We start from the raw sequence: 17379 nt of genomic DNA, 5'->3' as shown, positions 1-17379 counted from the left end.
TTCCGCTGTCACCTCACCGTCGCGATGACCCGCTGGTAGCCGGTCAGCGGCGGAGTTCCCTTGTCCGTCACCTGGAAGACGAGGTGGATCGTCTGGCCGGGCCGTGCGCCGTCCGGCACGGTGAACGACGGGTGCGGCGTGGCGGAATCGGTGACCGGGACCGCCCCTGGGTAAGTGCCGGCCTCGCGGTACTGCCACCAGGTGCTCGTGCAGGCGTCGCCGTCGGGATCCGCGGCGATGCCGTTCAGGTGCACCGTCTGCCCCGGCCTGACGTCGATGTCGAGCCGGCCGGGCGGTACGTACGCGACGGGCGCGTGGTTCGCGTGCGCGTGGTCGGGGGCCGTCGTCCAGGCGACACGTGCGGCGAAGTCGTTCTGGAAGGCGTCGGTCCAGCGGGCCTGGGGGTAGGCCCTGTCGTCCGCCCCGGTGTACGGGTCGAGGTCACGCACCTGGTCACCGGACTGCCCCAGGTATGCCGGCAGGTCCGTCCACAGGTGCGGTCCCACCTGGGCGAAGCGGCCGCCCCATCCTCCGTACGTCGGGTCCTCGGCGCTGCGCAGGCCGGTCGGTATCTCGTTCATGAAGGACGGCGAGTCGCCCTCGGAGATGAACTCTCCCGGACCGAAGTCGCTGCCGCCCGCGTGGATCGGCCCGACCGGATAGTCCTGGGCCAGGGGTCCCTGGACGATGTTCCCCGTCATCCAGGGTCCCTGGAAGTAGGTCTGCAGCGGTGCGGGGACGCGGCTCTTCCACTTGTAGGCCATCGGCTGGAACTGGTCGTTGTTCATGATCAACCGGATGTCCGGCCAGTTCGTCGCGATGTAGTCCTTGTAGGTGGTGTCCTGGTCGAGGATGACGTAGACGAAGGCCTTCCGCGACACCTTGCGGTAGATCTCCGGCCAGGCCGCGGTGCCGGAGTACTCGTCCTGAATGGACTTCAGGGCACGTGCGATGGTGTTGGTTCCGCCCCAGGTATCGAGCCAGAGGGGTCCGGGCCGGTCGTCGAGCAGTTTCTGCTTGATGAGGTCCGAACCCGGGGTGTCCGCGGCCATGTCGCCGACGTTCTCGATGTTGCCCACTCGTACGACGCCGGACAGGCGTGCGGGTGTGGGGTAGCGCGGATCCTGTGCGGCCAGGTTCCGATACACCTGCGCGTAGCCGCCGTTGATCATGTCCGTCATCCAGGTGGTCCCGCCCCAGTGGCCGTGGGAGGGAATGGTGCTTCCGTTGCCCGCCCAGTGGAACCGTGAGCTGGTGTAGATGAGACCTTGGACGTCGAACTCGTCGCTGTAGAGCAGGAAGCGGTGGAAGGACGCCTTGTCGTCGATCTCGCCGTCGGTCGTCACGATGACCCGGGGCCGCGGAACGGCGGCATGGGTCAGGTCCGCGAGAGCGGTTGCCGCGGCGCCGGTGGAAGGACCGCAGTCGTCGTGCTGGGCGGTACCGGCGTAGGCGGGATCCACGGACAGCACGGCCGCGAGGGCGGTGAGGGCCACCGGGAGCACCGCCCATGCCCGCCGCGATCGTCGGGCGGCAGGGGTTCCGTCGGCGGGACGCGGCTCTTCCGGTCGGGGCATCGGCTGGCTCCTTGCCTCGTCACGGCCGTGGTGGGGCGCGTGACGTGTGTCGGGGGAACGCCGCGGTGCCGTCGGCCTCCTGTGCGCCGGTCGGCCGGCCGGGGCCGTAGCTGCCCGCGTCGATGGCGACGGGAGGCACGGGCGCCGCTGCGTACGTCGTCGGCAATGATGGCGACGGGAGTGACGTCAGGCAATAACTGTTCATCAGAGAATAGATATTCAGAACGTGTCTGCGCGCAGATGCTCGGGGGTGGGGGATACGGACGGTCTGAATATATATTCGATCGTGGGTGGTTATTGCCCCATGTCACTCCCGTCGCCATCATGACCGACGACGTCCAACGCGGCGCCCACGCCTCCCGTCGCCACCCGATCCCGCTCACCATGCGGCGAAACGACCTCATGCGGCCGTGCGGCGAACGGGGCGACCCGCCGGCACGGCACACCTCACTCCTCCCGGGAGGTTTTCGGCAATGGCGATGAGACGGCGTGAGTTTCTGGGGCAGGCGGCCCGGTCGGCGGCAGGCGCCCTGGTCGGAACGGGGCTCGCGGGCGCGACCGCTACGGGTGCCTACGCCGCGGCGCGGCCGGGGACCCGCGGCGCGGGCGGTGACCAGAGCCGCCCGCGGTTGCTGGTGTCCACGGACATCGGCGGTACGGACTTCGACGACTTCCAGTCCATGGTGCATCTCCTGCTCCACGCCGACCGCTTCGACATCGAAGGGCTGGTGTCCTCACCGTTCGGCCCGGGGACCAAGGACGACATCCTGCGCGTCATCGACGCCTACGAACACGACCACCCCCATCTGAGGACGTACTCCCCGCACTACCCGTCCCCCGGGCGGCTGCGCGCGATCAGCAAGCAGGGCGCGCACGACCCGGCCGCCGACCCGGGCCACAGCGCGCCGACCGAAGGCTCCCGATGGATCGTGGAGTGCGCACGGCGCAGGGACACCCGACCACTCGACGTCCTGGTGTGGGGCGGCATCGACGACCTCGCCCAGGCACTGCACGATGCCCCCGACATCCTGCCGAAGCTGCGCGTGTACTACATCGGCGGCCCGAACAAGCTGTGGGCCGTGAACGCCTACAACTACATCGAGACCCACCATCCCGGGCTGTGGATGATCGAGTCCAACGCGACCTACCGCGGCTTCTTCACCGGCGGGGACCAGAGCGGCGAGTGGGGCGGCACCGCCTTCGTCGCACAACATGTCGCGGGGCACGGCGCCCTCGGCGACTTCTTCGCCGCGCGGTCGGCGCAGCTGAAGATGGGCGACAGCCCGTCCGTGGTCTGGTACCTGAACGGCACCCGGAACCCGACCCGGCCGAGCTGGGGCGGCAGTTACGTCCGCGTATGGGACGGCAGGAAGACCGTCTTCGACCGCCTGACCACCGCGCAGGACACCGCGGAGGTCTACGGCGTCGTCGAGTTCGCGCTGCCCGTTCCCGAGGGCTACGGACCGGACAACACCGCGCACATGGTGATCGACAACCGGGTCCAGGGCCCGTTCCCGGCCGCCGTGAACGAGGGGAGCACGCTGCGGTTCCGTTTCTCCCCGCGTGATCCGAAGGTGTGGCCGTACGTCATCCGGAGCGATCACCCCGCCCTGGACGGCCTGACCGGTGCGGTCACGGCCGTCCCACCGCCCGCGGAGCGCGCCGGCACGCCGTCCTCGGTGCACCCCCGCTGGTGGACCGACGACCAGGATCCGGCCTTCGCCGAGGGCCCCTGGGCCGGCGCGAAGCACGTCAGCCAATGGCGGGCGGACTACCTCGGTGAGTTCGCCGAACGGATGGACCGCTGCACCGCGCCCGCACGCGACTGAGCGTCCGTGCGGTCCGCCGGCCTCCTGCCGCTGCCGTGCTCGCTCAGGACGGGGGTACGAGGGGCAGGCCGGTGTAGTTCTCGGCCAGTTCGGCGGCGGCGTGCGGTGAGGCGGCGATGCGGTCCAGTTGGGAGAGCTGGAGACGGGTGGTGAAGCCGTCCTGCCCGGGGTCCGCGTGGAGGGTGGTGGTCATGAACCAGGAGAAGTGCTCGGCCCGCCACACCCTGCGCAGACACGTGTCGGAGTAGGCGTCCAGCAGCGCCGTGGAGCCGGTGTCGTGGAGCGCGGCCAGCGCCCTGGCCAGCACGATGACGTCCGCTGCCGCCAGGTTGAGTCCCTTCGCCCCGGTGGGCGGCACGATGTGGGCGGCGTCGCCGGCCAGCAGCACACGGCCCCAGCGCATGGGCTCGGTGACGAAGCTGCGCATCGGCAGCACCGCCTTCTGCGTGATCGGGCCGCGCTCCAGCCGCCAGTCGCCGTCCACGGCGAAGCGCGCCTCCAGCTCCTCCCAGATCCGCGTATCGCTCCAGGACGACGGCTCGGTGCCGTTGGGGACCTGGAGGTACAGCCGGCTGACCGTCGTGGAGCGCATGCTGTGCAGGGCGAAACCGCGCGGTGAGTGGGCGTAGATCAGTTCGTCGCACGACGGCGGGACGTCGGCCAGGACGCCGAGCCACGAGTACGGGTAGGTGCGTTCGAAGGTGCGCAGTTCGCTCCCGGGTACCGCCCGGCGGACGACGCCGTGGAAGCCGTCGCAGCCGACCACCCAGTCGCAGGCGAGACTGCGCCGCCGGCCCTCGTGGACGTAGTGGATGACGGGGCGGTCGGTATCGGCGCCGCTGACCGACTCGGCGGTGGCGCCGAACAGCAGCGGCGGCCCGTCGTGGAGTTGCAGCGCGATCAGGTCCTTGACGACCTCGGTCTGGGCGTAGACCCAGACCCTGCGGCCTCCGGTCAGGGAGGGGAAGTCGATCCGGTGGCCGCGCCGGTCCCAGCGCAGTTCGATGCCGTCGTGGACCAGGCCCTTCCGGTCGAGCCGGTCGCCGGCGCCGCTGGCGCGCAGGGCGTCGACGGTGGCCTGCTCCAGGATCCCGGCACGCTGGCGCTGCTCGACGTAGCCGCGGTCCCTGCTCTCCAGGACCACGCAGTCCACACCGGCCCGGTGCAGCAGCCGCGCGAGCAGCAGCCCGGCGGGGCCGCCGCCGACGATGCCGACGGTGGTACGGGCGGGCTCGCTACGGTTCATCGGTGGGCCTTTCTCGGTCAGCGGGTCCGGCGGCTTCGCCGCGTCCGGTGGGCCCCGCGGTGTCGGGGAGTTCGGCCAGGACGCGGCTCGCGACGGTGAAGGCGGAGTTCGCGGCGGGGACACCGCAGTAGATCGCGGTCTGCAGCAGCACTTCCCCGATCTCCTCGGCGGTCAGGCCGTTGGCACGTGCCGCGCGGACGTGCATGGCCAGTTCCTCGTGGTGGCCGAGGGCGACCAGGGCGGTGAGGGTGACGCAGCTGCGGGTGTACCGGTCCAGGCCCGGCCGGGTCCAGATCTCGCCCCAGGCGTAACGGGTGATCAGGTCCTGGAACGGCGCGGTGAACGGGGTGGTCCCGGCCACCGCCCGGTCGACGTGCGCGTCGCCGAGGACGGCGCGGCGCACCGCCATGCCCGCAGCGTGCGCCTCGTCGTGGGTCGTCGCGAGGGCGCGCGGCGCCGGGCCGAGGTGGGGGAGCAGCGCGCCGAGCACCCGCGTGGGCCGCTCGGCGGGGGCGAGGTGCGAGGCGCCGGGGATCTCGACCAGAGCCGCGCCGGGAATGCCGTCGGCCAGCTCGCGGGCGTGGGCCCGGGGCGTTGCGGGGTCCTCGCGGCCGGCGACGACGAGCGCGGGCGCCCGGACGCGGCCGAGCTCGGCGCGCATGTCGTAGGCGGCCAGCGCGTCGCAGCAGGCAGCGTAGCCGGCCGGATCGGCGGCGCGCAGATCCGCCACCAGTTCGGCGGCGGTGTGCGTCTCGGCGAAGGCCGGGGTGAACCAGCGCCCGGGCGCGGTGGCGGTCGGCCGCTCCAGGCCCTCCCGCCGTACCAGCGCTGCCCGTTCCCGCCAGCCGTCCGGTTCGCCGAAGCGGGCGGAGGAGCACACGGCGGTCAGCGAGGCGACCCGGTCGGGGTGGTGGACGGCCAGCCAGATGCCGACCGCGCCGCCCAGGGAGACGCCGGCGTAGGCGAAGCGCTCCACGCCGAGCGCGTCGGCGAGGGCGAGCACGAGCCCGCCGAGGTCGGCGACGGTGGTCCGGCCGGGCCGGGGGTCCGGCAGCGCCGAAGCGGGCGTGCCGCCGTGGCCCGGGAGGTCCCAGCGGATCACCCGGTGCCCGCGGGACAGCGCCGGGACGAGCGCGTCCCACAGGCGCACGGAGGTGCCCAGCGACGGGCCGAGGAGCAGCGGCGGCGCGTCCTCGCGGCCGTCCGCGCGGTGGTGGAGCGCCGGCGGACCGCTCGGGGCCTTCGGCGGTTTCGTCGGTTCCAGTGGTTTTGGTGATGACATCACGGTTCCTACCGGTCGGAGGACTGGGGCCGCGGTGTGCGGCGCAGGGCCCGGTCGGTGAGCGCCGGGGCCGCGCCGAGGTAGCCGGCGGGGTCGAGCAGGTCCCGCAACCGTTCCGGTGCGATCAGGCCGGCCAGGGCCGGGTCGCCGGCGAGCGCCTCACGCAGCTCCAAGCCGTCGGCGGCGGCCGCCCGTGAGGCGCGGGTGAGCAGCCGGCGCGCCTCGGCCCGCCCGACCAGCGGCTCGAAGGCCGCGGCCAGGCGCTCGGAGACGATCAGGCCGCGCGTCGCGCCGAGGTGGGCGCGCATCCGGCCCTCGTGCACCCGCAGGTCCGCGGTCAGTTCCGCGGCGTGGCGCGCCGCTCCACCGGTCAGGCGCAGCGCCTCGCGTAGCGCCTCCCATTCGGTGTGCCAGGCGCCGGCCGGCCGCTCGTCCTCGGCGGCCATCGAGGCGAACAGCACCGCCGCGAGCTGCGGCAGCCGCCGCGAGGCCGAGGCGATGAGGGTGGCCCGGACGGGGTTGGCCTTGTGCGGCATGGCCGACGAGCCGCCGCCGGCGCCCTCCGCCAGCTCGCCGATCTCCGTACGGGACAGGACCAGCACATCGGCGGCGATCTTGCCGAGCGCGCCGCCGGCCAGGGCCAGGGCGGCGCCCAGCTCCGCGACGGGAGTGCGCAGCACATGCCACGGCAGCAGCGGTTCCGCGAGGCCCAACCGCCGGGCGTAACCGCTGCCGAGATCGAGCGCCCGGTCCCCGAAGGCGGCCATCGTGCCCGCGGCGCCGCCCAGTTGGGCGGGCAGTTCGACGGCGGCGAGCCGGTCCCGGGCGTCCAGGACCAGGTGCCGCCAGCCCGCGGCCTTGAGCCCGAAGGTGGTCGGCACCGCGTGCTGGGTGAGCGTGCGGCCCGGCATCGGCGTGGCGATGTGCGCGGCGGCCAGGGCCGCGAGCGCGGCGGCGCTGCGGTCGAGATCGGCGACGATCAGCCGGCGGGCGCGCGCGGCCACCAGCATGAGCGCGGAGTCCAGGATGTCCTGACTTGTCGCGCCCCGGTGGACGTGGGCGGCGGCGTCGCCCCCGACGGCCTCGGTGAGGTCGGCGACCAGCGGGATCACCGGGTTGCCCCCGGCCGGCGAGCGCAGAGCGATCGAGCGGGCGTCGAAGCGGTCCGCGCGGGCCGCCGCGCCGACCGCATCGGCGGCCCATGCGGGAGTGAGCCCGAGTTCGGCCCGGGCGCGGGCCAGCGCGGCCTCGGCGTCGAGCATGGCCTGCAGGAAGGCGTGGTCGCCGGTCGCGGCCTCCACGGGCGAGCCGGCCCACCCGGGGGACAGCAGCCCGACATCGGCGGGGACCTCCGGCGCCGGACCGGCCGGACCAGCCACCGGTTCGCCCGCGGCACCGTTCGCGGCCAGGTCAGCGGAACTCAAGGAAGACCGTCTCCTCTCCGGCTCCCCCCTGCAGGCGGATGTCGAAGCGGTGGACGCCCTCGCGCTCCGGCACGGCCAGCAAAGTTGCGCGGCGCTCCGGCGGGAGACCGCGCAGCAGCGCGTCGTCCTCGTGCCTTCCGGGCAGGTAGGCACGCGTGTACAGGTGCAGCAGCAGGCCCCGGGCGAACACCGCGACAGATATGTAGGGCGCGTCGGGAGGCGGTGGCAGGGTGCGCAGCGCGTAGTGGCCGTCCGCGTCCACCGAGACGCGCCCGAAGCCCGTGAAGTCGACGCCGTGGCGGCCGAGTACCGCGCCGGTCACCGGGTCGCGGCGCATCGAACCGGGGGCGCCGGTCCGTGAGCCGTCCGGGTGCGCCTGCCAGAACTCCAGCAGCGCGTCGGGCACTGGGGCGCCCTCCCCGTCCAGGACCCGCCCGTGCAGTGTGATCCCGCGCGGGTCGCCGGGCGGCGCGAGGTCGCCCCCGCCCGTGAACGGCAGGGCGTAGCCGTAGAAGGGGCCGACGGTCTGCGAGGGGGTGATCTGCCCGGCGGTGACCTTCTCGTTCATGCGGCGTCGTCCCCCTGCCGGTCCTGCTGCTCGGTCCAGGTGGCCCTCGGGCCGCCCAGGACGATGTCGAAGCGGTAGCCCAGCGACTGTTCGGGCCGCGAGAGTTCGTGCACGTACTCGGCGACCAGCCGCTCACGGGCGGCGGGGTCGGTGACGGACCGGTAGATCGGGTCGTACGGGAAGAGGGGGTCGCCGGGGAAGTACATCTGGGTGACCAGGCGCTGCGTGAAGGCGGTGCCGAACAGCGAGAAGTGGATGTGGGCCGGGCGCCAGGCGTTCAGGTGGTTGCGCCACGGGTACGCGCCCGGCTTGACCGTGGTGAAGGCGTACCCGCCCTCGCCGTCGGTCAGGCAGCGCCCCACGCCGGTGAAGTTCGGGTCGAGCGGCGCGGGGTGCTGGTCGCGCTGGTGCGCGTACCTGCCCGAGGCGTTGGCCTGCCAGATCTCGACCAACTGGCCGCGCACCGGACGGCCGCCGCTGTCGAGCACCCTGCCGGTGACGGTGATCCGCTCGCCCAGCGGCTCACCGGGGTGCTGCCGGGTCAGGTCGTTGTCGAGCGCGGTCACGTCGGTGTGCCCGAAGACCGGCCCGGTCAGCTCCACCGCCTCGGGGTCCTCGACCACCACCAGCGGCTGTACGGGATGGCGCAGCGCGGTGCTGCGGTAGGGGCCGTACGACCGCGACGGGTGCGCGCCGCCGTCCGGCCGGACCGCCGCCATCTCGGCGTCGATGACGTCCTGATGGGTGAGTTCGCTCATGTCATACCTCCTTGGGAAGCCGCGGGCGGCAACTCAGCGGTCCAGGACGAGCGCGATGCCCTGCCCCACGCCGATGCACAGGGCGGCCAGGCCCGTGCCCGAGCCGTGGGCGGCGAGCTGGTGGGCGAGGGAGCCGGCCAGGCGCGCGCCCGACGCTCCCAGGGGGTGACCGATCGCGATCGCGCCGCCGCGCGGGTTGACCTTGGCCGGGTCGAGCTCGGGCAGTTCGGCCAGGCAGCCGAGCGCCTGGGCGGCGAAGGCCTCGTTCAGCTCGACGGTGCACAGCTCGTCGAAGCCGACCGCGGCCCGCGCCATGGCGCGGCGGCTCGCCTCGACGGGGCCGAGCCCGAACCACTGCGGCTCGACCGCGCTGACCGCGCTCGCCCGGATCCGTGCGAGCGGCTCGCGGCCGAGCTCCGCCAGCGTGTCCTCGCCGGCCAGCAGCAGGGCCGCCGCGCCGTCGTTGAGCGGGGAGGCGTTGCCCGCGGTGACCGTGCCGTCGGTGCGGAAGGACGGCCGCAGACGGGCCATGGTCCCGGGCGTACCGCCGTCGCGGACGCACTCGTCACGCGGCAGGTCCACCCCGCCGACCGCGACGACCTCGCCGTCGAGGAGGCCGTCCCGCCAGGCCCGGGCGGCCTTCTCGTGACTGGCGAGCGCGAAGAGGTCCTGCTCCTCCCTGCTGATCGCGTGGTGTGCGGCGATCAGCTCCGCGCCTTCACCGAGCGGGACGGTCCACTCCTTCGGCATCAGCTCGTTGACCATCCGCCAGCCGAGAGTGGTCGAGTACAGCTCCTGGTGCCCCGCGGGGAAGGCGCGCTCCGGTTTGGGCAGCACCCAGGGGGCGCGGCTCATCGACTCCACCCCGCCCGCGACGACGACGTCCGCGTCGCCCACCGCGATGGCGCGCGCCGCCTGGACGACGGCCTCCAGCCCGGAGCCGCACAGCCGGTTGACGGTGACGCCGGGGACACCGACGGGCAGCCCGGCCAGGAGCGCGGCCATCCGCGCGACGTCGCGGTTGTCCTCACCGGCGCCGTTGGCGTTGCCGAGTACCACATCGCCCACCCGGGCGGGGTCCAGCCGTGGGGTGCGCGCCAGCAGCTCCCTGATCACGCCGGCGGCCAGGTCGTCCGGGCGGACGTGCGACAGGGCCCCCGCGTACTTGCCGAAAGGCGTGCGGACGGCGTCGACGACGTAGACATCGCGTATGCGCCGGGGCGCGTTCACCGCGTCGCTCCAGGAACGCCCACGCCCCGCGTACGCGGCGAGTCCGGCGGGTCGAGGACATCGGCGCCGGTGCGTTCGCGCAGCGTCCCGGCGCTGACGCCGGGGGCCAGTTCGACCAGGCGCAGGCCCTGATCGGTGACGTCGAGGACGCCGAGGTCGGTGATGACGCGGTTCACGCAGCGGCGGCCGGTGAGCGGCAGGGTGCACTCGGCCAGGATCTTGGGGCTGCCGTCCTTGGCGGTGTGCTCCATCAGCACGACCACCCTGCGGGCACCGTGGACCAGGTCCATCGCACCGCCCATGCCCTTGATCATCTTGCCGGGTACGGTCCAGTTCGCCAGGTCCCCGCGTGCCGAGACCTGCATCGCGCCGAGCACGGCGACGTCGATGTGGCCGCCGCGGATCATCGCGAAGGACAGCGCGGAGTCGAAGAAGGCCGCGCCGGGCAGGACGGTGACGGTCTCCTTGCCCGCGTTGACCAGGTCGGGATCGACCTGGTCCTCGGCCGGATAGGGGCCGACGCCGAGGATGCCGTTCTCGGAGTGGACGACCACGTCGACGCCCTGGGGCAGGTGGTCGGGGATCAGCGTGGGCAGGCCGATGCCGAGGTTGACGTACGAGCCGTCGGGCAGTTCGCGGGCCGCGCGGGCGGCCATCTCGTCGCGGGTCCAGCTCATGGGGCCGTCCTCACCGTCCTCGTGGTCCCGTTCCGGGTCAGCGTCTTCTTCTCGATCCCCTTGGCGGACGCCTGTTCCGGCGTGAGCGCCACGACGCGCTGGACGAAGACGCCGGGCAGGTGGACCTGGTCCGGGTCGATCCCGCCGGGCTCGACCAGCTCCTCGACCTCGGCGACGGTGATCCGCCCGGCCGCCGCCGCCAGCGGGTTGAAGTTGCGGGAGGCGCCGTGGAAGACGAGGTTGCCGTGCCGGTCGCCCCGCGCGGCGCGGACCAGGGCGAAGTCCGTGGTGATGGCCCGCTCCAGGACGTACTCGCGTCCGTCGTACTCGCGCACCTCCTTGGCGGGCGAGGCCACGGCGACGGACCCGTCCAGGTGGTGGCGCCACGGCAGGCCGCCCTCGGCGACGAGGGTGCCCACCCCGGCGGGAGTGAAGAAGGCGGGGATGCCGGCGCCCCCCGCCCGCAGCCGCTCGGCCAAGGTGCCCTGCGGGGTGAGTTCCAGCTCCAGCTCGCCCGACAGGTAGCGGCGGGCGAACTCCTTGTTCTCGCCGACGTACGAGCCGGTGACCCGGACGATGCGCCCGGCCGCGAGCAGGATGCCCAGGCCCCCGCCGTCCACACCGCAGTTGTTGGAGACCACCCGCAGTCCCTCGGCGCCCCGCCGGTACACGGCCTGGATCAGCACGTCCGGGACGCCGCTGAGCCCGAAGCCGCCGACGGCCAGCGAGGAGCCGTGGCCGATGTCGGCCACGGCCTCGTCGGCCGACCCCACCACCTTGTCCATCCGCCCATCCCTTGCACGATCCGGGGCATGTGTTCGCCCAGTGAACAATAATTCGCTAATGTGGGTGCGGTGAGTGTCCGCCCGGGTCCGGAAGCTGTCAAGAGCCGCGCACCCGGACCAGGGGCACGCGCCCGGACCGGTACGGTTCCGGGACAAGGAGGGAACATGCCGCCGACCACCGCCGACTCGTCCGTCGGCCCGCTGGAGCGCGGGATCGCCGTACTGCGAGCGCTCGCCCGGGCCCCCGGCGGACGGCTGCGCCCCAGCGAGCTGGTCCGGCTGACCGGACTGGCCCGTTCCCCTGTCGACCGGATCGCCACGACCCTGGTCCGGCTCGGTTACCTGCGCGAGGAGGACCGCGCCCTGGCGCTCGCCCCGCCGCTGATCGAACTCGGTCTGGCCTACCTGCGCTCCAGCGGCATCCCCGGCGCCCTGGGCCCGCTCGCGACCGCACTGGCCGACGAGTTGGACGAGTCGGTCTCGCTGGCCGTCCCCGACGGCGACGCGGTGCGCTTCGTCGTGCAGACCACGCGCCGCCGCACCCTGTCCGTCGCGTTCCGCACCGGGGACGCCCTGCCCGCCGAGCGCTGCGCCCCCGGACCGCTGTTCGCCGCCGACTGGGACGAGCCGACGTACGCCGACTGGCTGGCCCGCACGCGCGCCGACCCGTACGACACGGGTTTTCCCGCCGTCCTGCCGCCCCCCGCCGGCGAGGGGCGGCCGGGCGAGGCGGAGTTCCGCGCCCGCGCCGCGCGGGCACGCGAGCGCGGCTGGTCGCTCGACGACCAGTTGATCGAACCGGGACTGGTCGCCGTGGCCGTGCCCGTGCGCGACGGGGACGGCCGGACCGTGTCCGCGCTCAGCGTCGTCAGCCACACCAGCCGGCACTCCGCGCGGGACCTGCGCGACCACGCCCTGGAGCGCATGCTGCGCACCGCAGGACGGATGGGGCAGGCGCTCGCCCGGGTCGGCTCCGGGCCGCCGGCCGCGGCCCCGCGGCACGACCGCTCCCTCGATCCGAAACAGGAGTTGGGGCCCGAATACCTGCAGTCACTGGCCCGCGGACTGACCGTCATGGCCGCGCTCGGCGCCCCGGGCGGCATGACGCTGTCCGCCGTCGCCGGGGCCACCGGCCTGCCCCGGGCCACGGCGCGCCGTTCACTGCTGACGCTCCAGCGGCTCGGCTACGTCACGACCGACGCCGGCGGCCACCGGTTCGCCCCGCTGCCCCGGGTGCTCGACCTCGGTTACTCGCCGCTGTCCGCGAGGTCGCTGGCCGAGCTGGCACAGCCTCATCTGGCGGCTCTCGTGAGCCTGTTGCGCGAATCCGCCTCGATCGCTGTGCTGGACGGCGAAGACGTCCGCTACGTCGCGCGCGTCGCGGCGGGCCGAATCATGAGCGTCGCGGTCACGGTCGGCACGCGCTTCCCGGCCCACGCCACCTCGCTCGGACGGGTGCTGCTCGCCGGCCTTCCGCCCGAGCGGCGCGAGGAGTGGATGCGCCATGCCGCCCTCAAGCCGCTCACCGACCGCACCCTCACCGATCCGGACCGCCTCACGGCCGTGGTGGAGCGGACGGCGAGCGACGGCTACGCGCTGGTGGACCAGGAACTGGAGGAGGGCCTGCGCTCGATCGCCGTGCCGGTGCACGGCCCGGGCGGCCAGGTGGCGGCCGCGGTCAACGTCTCCCTCCACGCCGGCCGCACATCGGCCGAACAGGCCCGGGAGACCGTCCTGCCCGCCCTGCGCGCGGCAGCCGGCCGGATCACCGCGGACATCGCCCTGACCTGCGCCCTCCAGCCGCTGACCATCGGGTAGGCCCGGCGGCGCTCCGGCGCCGTAAGGGCTCCCTCCGTCTCCCCGGCCGTGCTCCCCGGCCGTGCTCCCCGGCCGGGGAGACTCATGCCGGATGGGCCGTATAGACGGTCGCGGTCATCGGCGCCGTCACGGGGCCGGCGCCGAGACGGTCCGTCATCTTCCGGGTGACGGCGGCCCGGATGGCCTGCGCGTCCTCGCGGGCCCGCAGGGCGGCACTCACCGGTGTGCCGGTCAGGAGCCCGGTGGCGACGGAGGCGGCCGACTCCGCGACGCCTTTCAGCGTGACCTCCTCGGCGGTGGCCATGGTCAGTCCCGCGGTCGCGAGGTCCGCGGCGACCACGTCCGGATCGGTGTAACCGTGCGGCACGTCCCGCAGGAACGCAGGCGCCTGCCCGGGCATGGACTCCTCCAGGGCGGCTTGGAAGGCGACGTCGAACGCGTGCGAGGCCAGCGGACCCCAGCTGCTGAACAGGAACCGCCCCCGCGGGCCCAGGACCCTGCGCACCTCGGCGTAGGCCGAGGGCCTGTCGGGGAAGAACATCACCCCGAACTGGCACACGACGAGGTCGAAGGCGCCGTCCTCGAAAGGGAGCGCCTGGGCGTCCGCCTGCCGCCACCGTGCACGCGGCTCCCGTGCCGATCCGGCGGAGACCATGGCTTCGTTGAGGTCGGTCGCCACCATCGAGGCCGTGGGCAGCGCGGTGAGCAGGGCCGAGGTCAACGCCCCGGTACCGGCGGCGAGTTCCAGGACCGTACGGGGCCGCAGCGCCGCCGCCCTGACCGCCATGTCGGACGCGAAAGGACGGAAGAGGACCGGCACCAGGTGGCGTTCGTAGGCCTCGGGCATGGACCGCGTCCACCGCCGATTCGCATCGTCTGCGCTCATTTCGCCGATAGTAGACCAAACGTTGCGAGATGAGAAGATAATCTCCGGCTGAAGGTGATCACCCGCTTTGCCCGGTCGCGCGGCACGAACACGCCGGTTTCTCCCCGCGGTCAGTCCCCTGATCCGGACGAGAAGCCCTGAACGTTCCCGCGGGTGGGCTCGGAGGAGTAGGAGCCGCGCCAGCGGGCACTTTGGAACCGGACGCTCGCGTACAGCGCGGCCAGCCCGGCCGCTGCCCCGATCGGAAGGGCCGCGGCCGGCGGGGCGCCGAGTCCGAACGCCAGGACGCCGGCGTCGGCACCGATGAGGACGCTCGCGATGACGCCGATACTGCCCGCGACGCTCAGCATCCGCTGGAACGGCTGCCGCCGAGGGGTGAGCATGACCACGGCCTGTTCGGCGCCGGCGGAATCGAGGAGGGTGTAGGACAGCTCGGGCACCAGTTGCGCGTAAAGAGCCCGCAGGTTGGTGATGCGGAGGGTGAACTGCCGGTCGTCGATGGAGATTTCCAGGCACCGCAGGAAGGTGACCACGCCCAGGAACGCCAGTGAGGAGAGCACCAGCGCGTAAAACGCGGTGGTCCCCGCGCTGCGTCCGGCGTGACCGTAGAATCCCAGGGAAATGAGGCCGGCCGACACGGCACCGAGGAAGACGCTGGCCCGTCCGTTGACCTCGCCGATCGTGGCGGCACGCTGGGTCTGCAGATTGTAGTGCTCGGTGGTCAGCAGGGTGATCCAGGCCGACGCGGCCTCGCCGACCTCCTCCAGCCGCGGCGGTCTGACCGGGCCGGAACCAGGGGGAGGCCCGGTCATGGCCGAGCCGATCCGTTCAACCTCGTGTTCGTCACGCCACGACTACTACCGCATGCCGGACCCCGGGACAGCGTACGGCCCATCGTGGCGCACGCCTTTGCGGCGATCGGCCTACCTCGGCCGAGCCCCCGCGATCATCGCGACGGCCCGGCGCGGGAGAACGACACCTGGGCAGGGCTCGTACTCCGCCCGGCCACGGCGCACCTCATGGCTGCCGGGCCGGCGGGCGGTGCCCAGACCCGGGACGGCGAACAGTCAGAGCGTCTTGGCCTGCCCGCCGTCGATGAGGATCTCCGTGCCCGTGACGTTGGCGGCGAGGGGCGAGGCGAGGAAGAGGGCGAGGTCGGCGACCTCGTGGGCCTCGGTGATCCGGCCCGAACTGATGCCCATGTTCTGCGGGACGACCACGTCGAGCGCCTCCTGCGCGGTGGTGCCGGCAGCCGCGGCGGTGGCGTCGGCGAAGCCGCCCGGCGCGGTCCAGAACGGGGTTCGGACCGGCCCAGGGGCGATGGCGTTGACGCGTACGCCCTGGGGCGCGAACTCCTCCGACAGCGACTTGTTCAGGTTCGTCAGCGCGGCCTTGGCGGCCGAGTAGTCGACCACCATGGGGAAGGGCAGACGGGCGTTGATCGAGCTGATGTTCACGATGGCCGCACCGCCCGCCGCGACCAGGTGGGGCAGCGCCGCGCGGCTGGCGCGTACGGCGCTGAAGAAGGTCAGGTCGAAGATTCGCTGCCACTCGGAATCGCTGACCGCGAGGAACGACTCGCGGGGCTCAGCGGCCCCGACGTTGTTGACGAGGATGTCCAGGCGCCGGTGGCGCTCCACTGCCTGCCGGACCAAGCGCTCGGCGCCCTCGGCGGTCGACAGGTCGACCGACACGACGGTGACGTCATGACCGGCCGCCAGGGCCTCCAGCTCGGGTGAGGACGTGCGGCTGCCGGCCACGACCTTGACACCCTCCCCGGCCAGCCGCTCGACCACGGCCAGGCCGATGCCCTTGCTGGCCCCGGTGACGACGGCGACCTTGTCCTTGAGGTGCAGTTCCATGGGAATCCTCGTTCCGGATCGATCGGTCCACGCCTTTGGTGACGTTCACATTACGTCGTAATCGTCGCAAATGCGCCCATGCTGCCAGGAACGAGGTCCGTCCTCGTGGGGCTACGCCTGGGTGAGGCGCCCTGCGATATCGGCGAGGTGCCGCCCCTGGTAGTTCGCGGCGTCCAGGGTCGCCTGATCGGGCAACTCACCGCCGCCGCTCGGCCACGAAGTTCCGTAGGGGTTGCCGCCGGCAGCGAAAAGCAGCGGGTCGGTGTAGCCGGGCGGCACGATGATGCAGCCCCAGTGGTAGAACACGTTGTTGAGCGACAGGATGGTGGACTCCTGCCCGCCATGGCGGTTGATCGACGAGGTGAAGCTCGTCGCCGGCTTGCTGTGGAACACACCGGCCTGCCAGATCCCACCGGTCGTGTCGATGAACTGCTTCAGCTGGGCCGAGGGCGTGCCGTAGCGGGTCGGGGTGCCGAAGGCGTACGCGCTCGCCCACTCCAGGTCGGCCAAGGTCGCCTCAGGGACGCTGTCCTTCGTGGCGTCCACATGCGCCCGCCACGCCGGGTTCGCGTCGATCGCCGAGTCCGGGGCCAGCTCGGGGACCCTCCGAAGACGCACCTCGGCACCACGGCTCGCGGCCCCCTTGGCCACGGCATCAGCCAGCGCGTGCACATTCCCGGTGGCACTGTAGTAGACGACTGCAACACGTACGGCCATGACGAGTACTCCTACGTTGACGGAGACGGCGGACTGCCCCGGCCAACCCCTCGCACGGCCGCTGTGACGTCCGGGGACGCGCCAGTGGGCCGACGACTGGCAGTCGGTGCACCATTCAAACGTAGAGTTTGCGGAATTCTGCGGACAAACCACATCGGCGTGGCGCAACCAAAAGTGCCGACCACTGGGACAGGGCTTCGGCGTAGCAGCACGATGTCCGGTTCGCGACCGGGGGACCGCGCTGAACCCATGAGGAGAACGGGCCTGGGCCGGCTGCCCCACATGAGTCGCATCGGGTACCGGTACGACAGAGGAGACGGACGCCGCCTTCATGGCCTGGGTGCCGCAGCGGCGGTCCCAGATCCACAGGACGCACCGGGAGGTCATCGGCGAGCGGGCGGCCCGTGACCACGCGGCCCTCATGCCGCTGCCGCCACCCCGTATCTCGCTGCATCCCACGCCGGAATGGGCGCAGGAGTGGATCGACTCCCTGCTTGCCTCGGCAGGCAGGGGCATTGACCCCGCGTCCGCCACTCAGACCCTTGCCGAGTACGGCGACGCCCGCAGGGCCCGCAGGCCGGCGACAACCTCCGCGCCGAACGCATGCGGCAACTGCCATCCATGCTCGATCGCGCCCGCCGGTCGCGAGGGCCCGAACGGCCGACTCGCGGCGGCCGTGCGCGTGGCCGCGGTCGACCCGTGACTCGGGAGCCCGGACCG

General features: G+C 72.9%; 16 protein-coding genes. 3 read left to right on the top strand and 13 right to left on the bottom strand.

The window, feature by feature from the left end:
• Nucleotides 1-8: 8 nt before the first annotated feature.
• Nucleotides 9-1577 (bottom strand): DUF1593 domain-containing protein, encoded by a 1569-nt coding sequence (locus K7G61_RS22035; protein WP_225848645.1) that lies wholly within the window; start codon nt 1575-1577, stop codon nt 9-11.
• A 473-nt stretch (nt 1578-2050) separates the two neighbouring features.
• Between K7G61_RS22035 and K7G61_RS22030 the strand changes: the two genes are divergently transcribed.
• A complete protein-coding gene (locus K7G61_RS22030; RefSeq protein ID WP_225848644.1) occupies nt 2051-3406 on the top strand; it encodes a DUF1593 domain-containing protein in 1356 nt (451 codons plus the stop codon).
• A 43-nt stretch (nt 3407-3449) separates the two neighbouring features.
• On the opposite strand, the gene K7G61_RS22025 is transcribed toward K7G61_RS22030, so the two are convergent.
• Genes K7G61_RS22025 through K7G61_RS21990 form a run of 8 tightly spaced genes read right to left on the bottom strand, consistent with a single transcriptional unit; the run spans nt 3450 to nt 11376 of the window.
• Nucleotides 3450-4652 (bottom strand): 4-hydroxybenzoate 3-monooxygenase, encoded by a 1203-nt coding sequence (locus tag K7G61_RS22025; protein WP_225848643.1) that lies wholly within the window; start codon nt 4650-4652, stop codon nt 3450-3452.
• The gene (gene pcaD / locus K7G61_RS22020; RefSeq protein WP_225848642.1) at nt 4642-5934 is read right to left on the bottom strand and encodes a 3-oxoadipate enol-lactonase; all 1293 of its coding nucleotides are present in this window, start codon (nt 5932-5934) and stop codon (nt 4642-4644) included. Before pcaD ends, K7G61_RS22025 begins: the two co-directional genes overlap by 11 nt.
• An 8-nt stretch (nt 5935-5942) precedes the next feature.
• On the bottom strand, nt 5943-7313 hold the full coding sequence (gene pcaB / locus K7G61_RS22015; RefSeq protein WP_225848685.1) for a 3-carboxy-cis,cis-muconate cycloisomerase: 1371 nt from the start codon (nt 7311-7313) through the stop codon (nt 5943-5945).
• A 31-nt stretch (nt 7314-7344) separates the two neighbouring features.
• Nucleotides 7345-7926, bottom strand: coding sequence for a protocatechuate 3,4-dioxygenase subunit alpha (gene pcaG, locus K7G61_RS22010; RefSeq protein ID WP_225848641.1), 582 nt, complete (start codon nt 7924-7926; stop codon nt 7345-7347).
• Nucleotides 7923-8684, bottom strand: a complete 762-nt coding sequence (gene pcaH, locus K7G61_RS22005; protein WP_374204199.1) for a protocatechuate 3,4-dioxygenase subunit beta — start codon at nt 8682-8684, stop codon at nt 7923-7925. The genes pcaG and pcaH overlap by 4 nt, the downstream gene beginning before the upstream one ends.
• 33 nt (nt 8685-8717) lie before the next feature.
• On the bottom strand, nt 8718-9914 hold the full coding sequence (locus K7G61_RS22000) for a thiolase family protein (protein ID WP_308190678.1): 1197 nt from the start codon (nt 9912-9914) through the stop codon (nt 8718-8720).
• Complete coding sequence (locus K7G61_RS21995) at nt 9911-10591, bottom strand: CoA transferase subunit B (RefSeq protein WP_225848640.1); 681 nt, start codon at nt 10589-10591, stop codon at nt 9911-9913. Before K7G61_RS21995 ends, K7G61_RS22000 begins: the two co-directional genes overlap by 4 nt.
• The gene (locus K7G61_RS21990; protein ID WP_225848639.1) at nt 10588-11376 is read right to left on the bottom strand and encodes a CoA transferase subunit A; all 789 of its coding nucleotides are present in this window, start codon (nt 11374-11376) and stop codon (nt 10588-10590) included. Before K7G61_RS21990 ends, K7G61_RS21995 begins: the two co-directional genes overlap by 4 nt.
• Nucleotides 11377-11541: 165 nt before the next feature.
• On the opposite strand from K7G61_RS21990, the gene K7G61_RS21985 reads away from it, so the two are divergent.
• Nucleotides 11542-13194 carry an IclR family transcriptional regulator C-terminal domain-containing protein gene (locus tag K7G61_RS21985; RefSeq protein WP_225848638.1) on the top strand — a complete coding sequence of 551 codons (1653 nt, stop codon included), beginning with the start codon at nt 11542-11544 and terminating at the stop codon, nt 13192-13194.
• A gap of 82 nt (nt 13195-13276) precedes the next feature.
• Here K7G61_RS21985 and K7G61_RS21980 read toward each other — a convergent pair whose 3' ends face one another.
• The 4 genes from K7G61_RS21980 to wrbA form a co-directional block, all read right to left on the bottom strand.
• Nucleotides 13277-14080 carry a class I SAM-dependent methyltransferase gene (locus K7G61_RS21980; protein ID WP_225848637.1) on the bottom strand — a complete coding sequence of 268 codons (804 nt, stop codon included), beginning with the start codon at nt 14078-14080 and terminating at the stop codon, nt 13277-13279.
• A gap of 110 nt (nt 14081-14190) precedes the next feature.
• Nucleotides 14191-14892: a hypothetical protein gene (locus K7G61_RS21975; RefSeq protein ID WP_225848636.1), complete on the bottom strand. Its 702-nt coding sequence runs from the start codon at nt 14890-14892 to the stop codon at nt 14191-14193.
• A gap of 255 nt (nt 14893-15147) precedes the next feature.
• Nucleotides 15148-15942: an SDR family NAD(P)-dependent oxidoreductase gene (locus K7G61_RS21970; protein WP_225848635.1), complete on the bottom strand. Its 795-nt coding sequence runs from the start codon at nt 15940-15942 to the stop codon at nt 15148-15150.
• Between the two features lie 111 nt (nt 15943-16053).
• Nucleotides 16054-16659 carry an NAD(P)H:quinone oxidoreductase gene (gene wrbA, locus K7G61_RS21965; protein ID WP_225848634.1) on the bottom strand — a complete coding sequence of 202 codons (606 nt, stop codon included), beginning with the start codon at nt 16657-16659 and terminating at the stop codon, nt 16054-16056.
• A 331-nt stretch (nt 16660-16990) separates the two neighbouring features.
• Here wrbA and K7G61_RS21960 point away from each other — a divergent pair, with 331 nt between their 5' ends.
• The gene (locus K7G61_RS21960) at nt 16991-17362 is read left to right on the top strand and encodes a hypothetical protein (RefSeq protein WP_225848633.1); all 372 of its coding nucleotides are present in this window, start codon (nt 16991-16993) and stop codon (nt 17360-17362) included.
• Nucleotides 17363-17379 lie beyond the last annotated feature (17 nt).

Origin of the sequence: Streptomyces sp. HPF1205 (assembly GCF_020400825.1) — a bacterium.
Taxonomy (GTDB): Bacteria; Actinomycetota; Actinomycetes; order Streptomycetales; family Streptomycetaceae; genus Actinacidiphila.
This window is presented reverse-complemented; position numbering and strand designations above follow the sequence as displayed.

Excerpts from the sequence above, each read along its gene's own strand:
- K7G61_RS22035 (WP_225848645.1), bottom strand. The coding sequence starts at position 1,577 with ATGCCCCGACCGGAAGAGCCGCGTCCCGCCGACGGAACCCCTGCCGCC.
- K7G61_RS22030 (WP_225848644.1), top strand. The coding sequence starts at position 2,051 with ATGGCGATGAGACGGCGTGAGTTTCTGGGGCAGGCGGCCCGGTCGGCG.
- K7G61_RS22025 (WP_225848643.1), bottom strand. The coding sequence starts at position 4,652 with ATGAACCGTAGCGAGCCCGCCCGTACCACCGTCGGCATCGTCGGCGGC.
- pcaD (WP_225848642.1), bottom strand. The coding sequence starts at position 5,934 with ATGTCATCACCAAAACCACTGGAACCGACGAAACCGCCGAAGGCCCCG.
- pcaG (WP_225848641.1), bottom strand. The coding sequence starts at position 7,926 with ATGAACGAGAAGGTCACCGCCGGGCAGATCACCCCCTCGCAGACCGTC.
- pcaH (WP_374204199.1), bottom strand. The coding sequence starts at position 8,684 with ATGAGCGAACTCACCCATCAGGACGTCATCGACGCCGAGATGGCGGCG.
- K7G61_RS21995 (WP_225848640.1), bottom strand. The coding sequence starts at position 10,591 with ATGAGCTGGACCCGCGACGAGATGGCCGCCCGCGCGGCCCGCGAACTG.
- K7G61_RS21990 (WP_225848639.1), bottom strand. The coding sequence starts at position 11,376 with ATGGACAAGGTGGTGGGGTCGGCCGACGAGGCCGTGGCCGACATCGGC.
- K7G61_RS21985 (WP_225848638.1), top strand. The coding sequence starts at position 11,542 with ATGCCGCCGACCACCGCCGACTCGTCCGTCGGCCCGCTGGAGCGCGGG.
- K7G61_RS21980 (WP_225848637.1), bottom strand. The coding sequence starts at position 14,080 with ATGAGCGCAGACGATGCGAATCGGCGGTGGACGCGGTCCATGCCCGAG.
- K7G61_RS21975 (WP_225848636.1), bottom strand. The coding sequence starts at position 14,892 with ATGACCGGGCCTCCCCCTGGTTCCGGCCCGGTCAGACCGCCGCGGCTG.
- K7G61_RS21970 (WP_225848635.1), bottom strand. The coding sequence starts at position 15,942 with ATGGAACTGCACCTCAAGGACAAGGTCGCCGTCGTCACCGGGGCCAGC.
- wrbA (WP_225848634.1), bottom strand. The coding sequence starts at position 16,659 with ATGGCCGTACGTGTTGCAGTCGTCTACTACAGTGCCACCGGGAATGTG.
- K7G61_RS21960 (WP_225848633.1), top strand. The coding sequence starts at position 16,991 with ATGGCCTGGGTGCCGCAGCGGCGGTCCCAGATCCACAGGACGCACCGG.